The organism is Massilia sp. CT11-108 (assembly GCF_047302915.1).
GTDB classification, from domain to species: Bacteria; Pseudomonadota; Gammaproteobacteria; order Burkholderiales; family Burkholderiaceae_D; genus Telluria; species Telluria orientalis.
The window spans coordinates 1-9,127 of the sequence record NZ_JBKYMO010000227.1 but is presented as its reverse complement, the minus strand read 5'-3'; the positions used below and the strand labels follow the sequence as shown (position 1 = coordinate 9,127).

The window sequence follows — 9,127 nt, the reverse complement described above, 5'->3', positions numbered from 1 at the left end:
GTCACGCACGGCGGGGCGGCCGAGACGGTGTTCTTGATCATGCCGGCCGGGCACGACGTCGCGCCCTGGCCCAGCGGTGCGACGACCTTGCCGTTGGCCTGGGACGGCACGACGCGGGGCGTCTTGCGGGCCGTGGCCGAGGCGGCCAGTTTCTTTTTCTGTTCTTCCGGCAGTTGCAGGTAGCTTTCCCACGTGGCGTTCTTTTGCTCGGGGGCGATCTTGCGGGTGCGCGTATAGGTTTCGCGCGCCAGCTCGCGCTGCTCGGGCGTCAGCTTGGCCCATGCGCGCATGCGTTCGTGCACGCGCTGCTGCTCTTCCGGTTTCAGCGTGGCGAAGCGGTTCGCGAGCTGCAGCCACTTCTGCTTGCGCACGCTATCCATCTGGTCCCATTCGGCCTGCAGCGGCTGTAGGGCCACCTGCTGGGCCGGCGTCAGGCTGCGCCACAGGGACTTGTCGCCGCCTTTGTGGCTGCCGGTGGCCGGTTTGGCGGGCTGGGCAGGCGCAGCGTCGGCCGCCGCGTCACGCGTGGCCGGGCCCGATGCCGGAAGGAAGCCGCCTTGCTGATGGAGGGTCAGTGCGGCCGCGCCAACGAGCACGACGGCGGCGGCGGCGCCGGCAATCTTGAGCTTGTTAGCCGTCATCCTTTACTGGGCTCGCTGCGGCTGTTGCTGTGCTTGCTGCTGTTGCGCCAGGTAAGCGTTGAAGCCGTGGTCGGTGTAGGCGGTCAGGGGCAGGTCGTCGGACAGCACGGCCGCATCCAGCTCGGCCAGCTCGGCCGCACGCTGCTCGCGTTCGTACTGGTACACGCCGACCATGCCGGCCGCCATCAGCAGCAGCGGCGCGACGACGGCGGCACGTGCCACCCACTGCATCGAGAACAGCGCGCCCAGGTCGAACGACGCACGCTGCTGCTTCGCACGGGCTGGCGCATCGGCAGCATGTGCTTTTTTTCGCGCGAGCGCGGCCGCGCGGGCGGCGGCGAGGCGGTCGGTCGTCGAGGCCGGCAGGTTGTCGAGGTTCTCGTTCAGGGCGTGGCGGATCTTGTACGCCAGGTTGATGTCGTCGGTGTTCATAATTTAATTCCCTTGGCCTCCAGGGCTTTTTGCAGGGAATGCGTAGCGCGAGAACAATGTGTTTTTACACTGCCCTCGGAGCATCCCATCGCTTGGGCCGTCTCGGCCACATCCATGTCCTGCCAGTAACGCATGAGGAACGCTTCCCGTTGACGCGCCGGGAGTTTTTGTATCTCTTCCTCGATCAGGCGCAGGGTTTCCGCACGTTCGACCTGATCCGCGCTCGACTCCGCGGCGGACGTTCCTTCTTCGGCCTCATAAGATGCCAGTATATCAAAATCCTCGTCGTCGTCGTCCCGGCGGCCGAGGCCTCCGAAGAGGCTGACCCAGGTATTCCTGACCTTTTCGCGGCGGAAGTAATCGAGGATGGTGTTCTGCAGGATGCGCTGGAAAAGCATCGGCAATTCGGCCAGGGGCTTGTCGCCGTATTTCTCCGCGAGCTTGATCATGGCGTCCTGAACGATGTCGAGCGCTGCCTCGTCCTTGCGGACCGCGTACGCCGCCTGCTTGAAGGCGCGCCGCTCGACACTCTCGAGGAAGTCGTTGAGTTCTTTATCAGTGGCCATGCGATAAGTGGTGGGCGCCACAGGTACGTTGCCTGTGGCTTTTCGGAAAACTGTCGAATGCTAGCAAAAATTATGGATGACCGCACCCGAAACCGGCAGGCTGGCGTGTACGTAGTTTCCCGGGGTGCCTGCAAGCAAAGTTGCCATTCTGCTTTTAAAATGGCTGAATCGACATCGTGACGGAGACAATCAGATGATGCGCATCCTCGGCAAGGCAAGCTCGATCAACGTCCGCAAGGTCTTGTGGACCGCCAGCGAACTCGGCATCGCGTTCGAGCGCGAAGACTGGGGCAGCGGCTTCCGCTCCACGCAGGAACCGGAATTCCTCGCGCTGAATCCGAACGCGATGGTGCCGGTGCTGGTCGATGGCGACGTCGTGCTGTGGGAGTCGAACACGATCTGCCGCTACCTGGCCACGCGCCATGGCGATGGCCGCCTGCTGCCGGCCGAGGCGCTGGCCCGCGCGAAGGTGGAGCAGTGGATGGACTGGCAGGCGACGGAATTGAACAATGCGTGGCGCTACGCGTTCATGGGCCTGGTGCGGGGCAGCCCCGCGCACCAGGATCCGGTGCAGATCGCCGCCGGCATCGCCGGCTGGAACCGCCAGATGGGCCTGCTCGAGCGGCACCTGGAAACGGCGGGCGACTACGTGGCGGGCGGGGCGTTCTCGCTGGCCGACGTCGTGCTGGGCCTGTCCACGCACCGCTGGCGCAAGACGCCGATGGACGAGCGTCCCGACTATCCCGCCATCGCCGCGTGGATGGCTCGGCTGGAAGCACGTCCCATGGCCCGCGCGTGGCTGCCGGACAATATTGTGTGAAAGCGCGCTTGAAAAAATCATTATTTATCTTGACCAGAATGGTGCAACGCAGTAAGGTATGGAACGCTTTGCACCCCCGAAGCTTATTGTCAAGCCAGCTTGTCACACAAAGTCAACCTCGGCATGACGCGCTTTCACAATGTAGGCAGTTTGCTCCAACCCGTGCCACAAGCGCGAGAGATTCGCATTCCGCTACAGTAACTCAAGCTGAACGAGTTGCGTCCAGCGCCGGTTCGTAAGGATCCTACGGCATCCTGAAAGATCGACGTGACCGCAGAGAGAAGGGAAGCATGAGCACTGTTGCGTGACACGTATCTCGTCAGGGACGAGCATCCGATCAATCTCCCTATGGGTTTTGAAAGGAACGTATCATGAGTAACGACGCAGCAGCTCCCATCACGGGCGCTGAGATCGTAGTCCGTTGCCTGGCGGAAGAGGGCGTGAAACACGTCTTCGGTTACCCCGGCGGTGCGGTTCTCTACATCTACGACGCCATCTTCAAGCAGGACAAATTCCAGCACATCCTGGTACGCCACGAGCAGGCAGCCGTGCACGCGGCCGACGCGTATTCGCGCAGCTCGAACGAAGTGGGCGTATGCCTGGTCACGTCCGGTCCGGGCGTCACCAATGCCGTCACCGGCCTCTCCACCGCATACATGGATTCGATTCCGATGGTCGTGATTTCCGGCCAGGTTCCGACCAATGCGATCGGCCAGGACGCATTCCAGGAATGCGACACCGTGGGCATCACGCGCCCGGTGGTGAAACACAATTTCCTCGTCAAGGACGTCAAAGACCTTGCCGATACCATCAAGAAAGCCTTCTATATCGCACGCACCGGCCGTCCGGGCCCGGTCCTCGTCGATATCCCGAAGGACGTGAGCATGCAGAAGGCGACGTACTCGTACCCGAAAGAGGTCGAGATGCGTTCCTACCGCCCCGTCGACAAGGGCCACGCCGGCCAGATCCGCAAGGCGGTGCAGCTGCTGCTGGCGGCCGAGCGTCCGATGATCTACACGGGCGGCGGCGTCATTCTCGCCAATGCGTCGAACGAACTGAACAAGCTGGTCGACAAGCTCGGCTTCCCGGTCACGAACACGCTGATGGGCCTGGGCGCCTACCGCGCCACCGACAGGAAATTCGTCGGCATGCCGGGCATGCACGGCACCTACGAAGCGAACATGGCGATGCAGCACTGCGACGTCCTGATCGCCATCGGCGCCCGCTTCGACGACCGCGTGATCGGCAACCCGAAGCACTTCGCGTCGAACCCGCGCAAGATCATCCACATCGACATCGACCCGTCGTCGATCTCGAAGCGCGTGAAAGTGGACATCCCGATCGTCGGCAACGTCAAGGACGTGCTGGTCGAACTGCTGTCGCAGCTGGATGCCGCCGAGCAGCGTCCGAACCCGGCCGTGCAGAAGTGGTGGCAGCAGATCGAGGACTGGCGCGGCCGCGAGTGCCTGCGCTATGCGACCTCGGATGAGCTGATCAAGCCGCAGTCCGTCGTCGAGAAAGTGTGGGAAGTCACCGGCGGCGACGCGTTCATCACGTCGGACGTGGGCCAGCACCAGATGTGGGCCGCGCAATACTACCCGTTCGACAAGCCGCGCCGCTGGATCAATTCCGGTGGCCTGGGCACGATGGGCGTGGGCCTGCCGTACGCGATGGGCGTGCAGATGGCGAATCCGGGTGCGACCGTGGCCTGCATCACGGGCGAGGGTTCGATCCAGATGAACATCCAGGAACTCGCGACCTGCAAGCAGTATCACCTGACGCCGAAGATCATCCTCCTGAACAACCGCTTCCTGGGCATGGTGCGCCAGTGGCAGGAACTCGACTACGGCTCGCGTTATTCCGAGTCGTACATGGATTCCCTGCCGGACTTCGAGAAGCTGGCCGAGGCCTATGGCCACGTCGGCATGCGCATCGAGAAGCCGGGCGACGTCGACGGCGCGCTGCGCGAAGCGTTCGCCATGAAGGACCGCCTGGTGTTCATGAACTTCATTACCGACCGCAGCGAAAACGTCTGGCCGATGGTCAAGACGGGTAAGGGCCTGTCGGAAATGCTGCTCGGATCGGAGGACCTGTAATGCGACACATCATCTCCGTCCTGCTGGAAAACGAAGCCGGCGCGCTGTCGCGCGTGGTGGGCCTGTTCTCGGCACGCGGCTACAACATCGAGACGCTGACCGTGGCGCCGACCGAAGACGCTACCCTGTCGCGCATGACCATCGTGACGACGGGTTCGGACGACATCATCGAGCAGATTACCAAGCACCTGAACCGCCTCATCGAGGTGGTGAAGGTGGTCGACCTGACCGAAGGCCAGCACATCGAGCGCGAGCTCATGCTGATCAAGGTGAGGGCAGTCGGCAAGGAACGCGAAGAAATGAAGCGCACCGCCGACATCTTCCGCGGCCGCATCATCGACGTGACGGAAAAAACGTACACGATCGAACTGACGGGCGCGAAGACGAAGCTGGATGCCTTCATCGACGCCATCGACCGCGCCTCGATCCTCGAAACCGTCCGCACGGGCGGTTCCGGCATCGGCCGCGGCGAGCGCATCCTCAAGGTTTGACGCTGGCGATATATTCGGTGGACCTCGTGTCCACCAAACAAAATAACGAAACACGAAAAGCACAGGATTAAAAAATGAAAGTTTTCTACGACAAAGACTGCGACCTCTCCCTCATCAAAGGCAAGAATGTCGCCATCATCGGCTACGGCTCGCAAGGCCACGCACACGCCCAGAACCTGACGGAATCGGGCGTCAACGTCACCGTCGGCCTGCGCCGCGGCGGCGCATCGTGGGGCAAGGTCGAACAGGCCGGCATCAAGGTCGCTGAAGTCAACGAGGCAGTGAAAGCCGCCGACGTCGTCATGATCCTGCTGCCGGACGAAAACATCGCCGACGTGTACAAGAACAACGTCGAGCCGAACATCAAGCAGGGCGCCGTGCTGGCGTTCGCGCACGGCTTCAACGTGCACTACGGCCAGGTCGTGCCGCGCGCCGACCTCGACGTGATCATGGTCGCACCGAAGGCCCCGGGCCACACCGTGCGCGGTACCTATCGCCAGGGTGGCGGCGTGCCGCACCTGGTCGCCGTCTACCAGGACAAGTCCGGCGCAGCCCGCGACATCGCCCTGTCGTACGCAATGGCCAACGGTGGCGGCAAGGCCGGCATCATCGAAACCAACTTCCGTGAAGAAACCGAAACCGACCTGTTCGGCGAGCAGGCCGTGCTGTGCGGCGGTGCCGTCGAGCTGATCAAGGCCGGCTTCGAGACGCTGGTGGAAGCCGGCTACGCGCCGGAAATGGCTTACTTCGAGTGCCTGCACGAGCTGAAGCTGATCGTCGACCTGATCTACGAAGGCGGCATCGCCAACATGAACTACTCGATCTCGAACAACGCGGAATACGGCGAATACGTCACCGGCCCGCGCGTCGTGACCGAAGACACCAAGAACGCGATGCGCGCTGTCCTGAAGGACATCCAGACCGGCGAATACGCCAAGTCGTTCATCCTGGAAAACAAGGCCGGCGCCCCGACCCTGATCTCGCGTCGCCGCCTGAACGCCGAGCACCAGATCGAGCAGGTCGGCGCACAGCTGCGCGCGATGATGCCGTGGATCGCCAAGAACAAGCTGGTCGACCAGTCGAAGAACTGATCGGCATTCCCGGCTGAATGAAAATCGCCTCGCTTGCCGGGGCGATTTTTTTTGTGTCCTTCGTTTGCAATCATTTGCAACTTTCCATTACATAAACTCGACTTTCGCGTCAAACCGGTTATCGTTCTCGTGCCGCGGCAATACGCCGTGAAGAATCAAGGAGAACAACAATGTCCATCAAAAAACTCGTCCTGTTGACCGCGCTGAGCGCCGCACTGTCCGCGCAAGCCCAGACCGCGCCCGCCACGAGCGGCACCCTGGTCATCGTGCCCGCGTTCGGCGAAGTGAAGCATGCCAACGACGAGGCGACCGTCACCTTCGCCGTCGAGGAGCAGGACAAGGACCGCGCGGCGGCCACCGCCCGCGTCAACCAGAAGATGAAGCAGGGCACGGACATCGTGCGCCGCGAGGATCCTCAGGCGGAACTCAAAACGGTCGGCTATTACACCTATCCCGTCTACCCGGAAGTGCCGGACGGCCCGCGTCCGCTGGCGAACCCCGCCGCGCGCCGCGTCCCGATCGGCTGGCGCGTGGGCCAGTACCTGGAAGTGAAGACGCGCAACCTGCAGGCGCTGCCGAAGACGGCCGCGGCCGCGCAGAAAGTCGTCAACCTGAACGGCATCGACTACCACCTGAGCCCGGAGCTGCAGAAACGCCTGGACGACGAGCGCATCGCCGCCACGTACCGCAACCTCAATGAGCGCATCGCCTCGATCGCGCGCGCGATGGGCCGCAACGTGAATGATGCCGTCATCGACACGGTCGATTTCGAAGGCAGCGGCAATTACGCGGGCGGCCAGGCCGAGGCCGCGGCACCGCAGATGATGCGCATGTCGGCCAAGCGCGCGGACATGGCCGAGATGCCCGAGCCGAGCTTCGAGCCGGGCGAGACGACCTTGCAGATGCGCCTGGTCGGCAAGGTGAAATTCCGCTGACGGTAGCCGTTCGCTAACAGAGGTGCGCGGACACTATAATGGCGGGGTCCGCGCCTCCTCGGTGCATTGTTGAGAAAAAGAAACCTATGCCGACACTACCCCGACGCCGCAAACCCGGCGCCATCAAGGCGCCCCGCTTCGCCCGCTTCAGCCGCGTCCGCAAGACGGATGCCGCCGCATCCCGCCCGCGCCGGGGCATCTACCTGCTGCCGAACGCCTTCACGACGGCCGCGCTGTTCGGCGGCTTCTACGCGATCGTGATGGCGATGAACCAGCGCTTCGACCACGCCTGCTGGGCCGTGTTCATCGCGATGGTGCTGGACAGCCTGGACGGCCGCGTCGCCCGCCTGACGAACACGCAATCGGAGTTCGGCGCGCAGTACGACAGCCTGTCGGACATGGTGTCGTTCGGCGCCGCGCCGGCCCTGGTCATCTACGAATGGTCGCTGCGCGGCCTGGGCAAGCTGGGCTGGATCGCCGCGTTCGTGTACTGCGCCGGCGCCGCATTGCGCCTGGCCCGCTTCAACACGAACATCGAGGTCGTCGACAAGCGCTTTTTCCAGGGCTTGCCGAGCCCGGCCGCGGCTGCGTTGGTCGTCGGCTTCGTGATGATGATGACGGACCCGGACATCAACGTCAGCGCGCGCAAGGTCGACTGGATCTCGTGGGGCATCGCGCTGTTCGCGGGCCTGACGATGGTGACCAATGTCCCGTTCTACAGCTTCAAGGACGTCAATTTCCGCAAGTCGGTGCCGTTCATCGTCGTGTTCCTGATCGCGCTCGCGCTGGCGCTGCTGGCGATCGACCCGCCGAAGGTGTTGTGGCCGCTGTTCGTCGTGTATGGCCTGTCGGGTTATGCCGTGTACCTGTACCGGCTCGCGAAAGGCAAGCCCGTCAGCATCATCCAGACGGATGAAGAGACGCTCGATCCGAGCGAGCGCCGCTGAAAAAAACGCCCCTCGCGGGGCGTTGTCATTTCTACGGCCGGTCAGCCGGCTTTCGCCGCCGACTTGCCCTGCTGGCCCACGTGCGCGTCCGCCTGCACGCTGCCGCGGAACGTGTCGTCATGCGCGCCGTTGCCTGCGCTCTGCAGATTGCCGCGGTGGACGCTGCCGTTCTGGAACGGGTCGCGGAAATTCTTCAGCGTGTCCTGCTGCGTGCGCAGGCTGCTTTGCGTTTCTTCGGAGGCGACGCGCGCCACCTCGTCGGCCAGCGTGCGTGCGGTGCGCGACGTCTCCTGCACGTGCTGCTCGGCCACGCGGGCCAGGTCGACCTGGGAATCGGCGACGACGCGCGACAGGTGCTGCTGGTAAGCGCGCAGCTTGTCCGCGGCCGGCTGGGCGCGCGACGCGGCGGCCGAGATGATGTCGGTCGGGTGGTTCGTCGTCAGCAGCTGCTGGCCGGCGATGTTGCTTTCTTCGAGCAGGGTCTGGCTCAACTGGATGTTGGCGTCGATGAGATGCTGGATCGAACGCGACATCGATTTCGACATGTCGTTGAGGAACGCAACCTGTGCGTCCAGGTGCGAGCGAACGGCGGGCGTGACGGACTGGGAAAACAGGAACATGGGTGACCTCGTGAAAGTGGATCCGCTTCGGAAAGTGCGCTTCGGGAGCGCGACGTCAGGCTCGCCGATTTCGATGACATTCCGATGACAGGTCCAATCGTGCGCGTGGCGCACGAGCCACTTCAATCGCGCGCCGTGCGCCATTCCTGCGAGCTGGGCGTCGATTCGTGCTCCGGGCAATTGGTCTGCCTCCACTTGCCGTGCTTCTCGATCATGTCGATGCTCGTCGTCGGCGCGCGCTCCGTCATGCAATAGGTGCCGCCGCCCGCGATCACGCGCTCGCGGCGTGCGCCGTCGCCCGTGTTGTTGACGAGTTCCGCCACCTTCGGCGCCTGGTACCACGCATTCGGCGCCATGTCGGCCGCGGCCTGGATGCCCCTGCGCAGGCGGATCTGCGGGCTGTCCGGCGGGGCGACGATATACGGATTGTTTTCCTTGCGCAGCGCGCGGTCGATGGCGCCGACGTCGCGCCGGGCGCGTTCCAGCAT

At 63.6% G+C, this 9,127-nt stretch carries 11 protein-coding genes; 6 read left to right on the top strand and 5 right to left on the bottom strand.

Annotated features, from left to right (window positions below; translation table 11 throughout):
* The 3 genes from ACEN88_RS18010 to ACEN88_RS18000 form a co-directional block, all read right to left on the bottom strand.
* Positions 1-641: DUF3106 domain-containing protein (locus ACEN88_RS18010; protein WP_413341710.1), on the bottom strand; the 641-nt coding region annotated here is incomplete at its 3' end.
* A 3-nt stretch (positions 642-644) separates the two neighbouring features.
* A complete protein-coding gene (locus ACEN88_RS18005; RefSeq protein ID WP_413341708.1) occupies positions 645-1,073 on the bottom strand; it encodes a DUF3619 family protein in 429 nt (142 codons plus the stop codon).
* The gene (locus tag ACEN88_RS18000; protein WP_371762935.1) at positions 1,070-1,639 is read right to left on the bottom strand and encodes an RNA polymerase sigma factor; all 570 of its coding nucleotides are present in this window, start codon (positions 1,637-1,639) and stop codon (positions 1,070-1,072) included. The genes ACEN88_RS18005 and ACEN88_RS18000 overlap by 4 nt, the downstream gene beginning before the upstream one ends.
* A 193-nt stretch (positions 1,640-1,832) precedes the next feature.
* On the opposite strand from ACEN88_RS18000, the gene ACEN88_RS17995 reads away from it, so the two are divergent.
* The 6 genes from ACEN88_RS17995 to pssA all read left to right on the top strand — a co-directional run bounded on the left by ACEN88_RS17995 (position 1,833) and on the right by pssA (position 8,019).
* The gene (locus ACEN88_RS17995; RefSeq protein ID WP_413341705.1) at positions 1,833-2,459 is read left to right on the top strand and encodes a glutathione S-transferase family protein; all 627 of its coding nucleotides are present in this window, start codon (positions 1,833-1,835) and stop codon (positions 2,457-2,459) included.
* A 371-nt stretch (positions 2,460-2,830) separates the two neighbouring features.
* Positions 2,831-4,555, top strand: a complete 1,725-nt coding sequence (locus tag ACEN88_RS17990) for an acetolactate synthase 3 catalytic subunit (protein ID WP_056136995.1) — start codon at positions 2,831-2,833, stop codon at positions 4,553-4,555.
* Positions 4,555-5,046, top strand: a complete 492-nt coding sequence (gene ilvN / locus ACEN88_RS17985) for an acetolactate synthase small subunit (RefSeq protein ID WP_056136997.1) — start codon at positions 4,555-4,557, stop codon at positions 5,044-5,046. The genes ACEN88_RS17990 and ilvN overlap by 1 nt, the downstream gene beginning before the upstream one ends.
* 74 nt (positions 5,047-5,120) lie before the next feature.
* The gene (ilvC, locus tag ACEN88_RS17980) at positions 5,121-6,137 is read left to right on the top strand and encodes a ketol-acid reductoisomerase (RefSeq protein ID WP_036230707.1); all 1,017 of its coding nucleotides are present in this window, start codon (positions 5,121-5,123) and stop codon (positions 6,135-6,137) included.
* Between the two features lie 170 nt (positions 6,138-6,307).
* Positions 6,308-7,072 (top strand): SIMPL domain-containing protein, encoded by a 765-nt coding sequence (locus ACEN88_RS17975; RefSeq protein ID WP_413341702.1) that lies wholly within the window; start codon positions 6,308-6,310, stop codon positions 7,070-7,072.
* Between the two features lie 86 nt (positions 7,073-7,158).
* Positions 7,159-8,019, top strand: coding sequence for a CDP-diacylglycerol--serine O-phosphatidyltransferase (gene pssA, locus ACEN88_RS17970; protein ID WP_371757968.1), 861 nt, complete (start codon positions 7,159-7,161; stop codon positions 8,017-8,019).
* 41 nt (positions 8,020-8,060) lie between these two features.
* Here the strand turns inward: pssA and ACEN88_RS17965 are convergent, their stop codons facing one another.
* Together ACEN88_RS17965 and ACEN88_RS17960 are read right to left on the bottom strand one after the other, a co-directional pair.
* Entirely contained in the window at positions 8,061-8,639 is a 579-nt protein-coding gene (locus ACEN88_RS17965) for a phasin family protein (RefSeq protein WP_413341700.1), read from the bottom strand.
* A 122-nt stretch (positions 8,640-8,761) separates the two neighbouring features.
* The coding region (locus ACEN88_RS17960) for a hypothetical protein (protein WP_413341698.1) at positions 8,762-9,127 on the bottom strand (366 nt) is incomplete at its 5' end.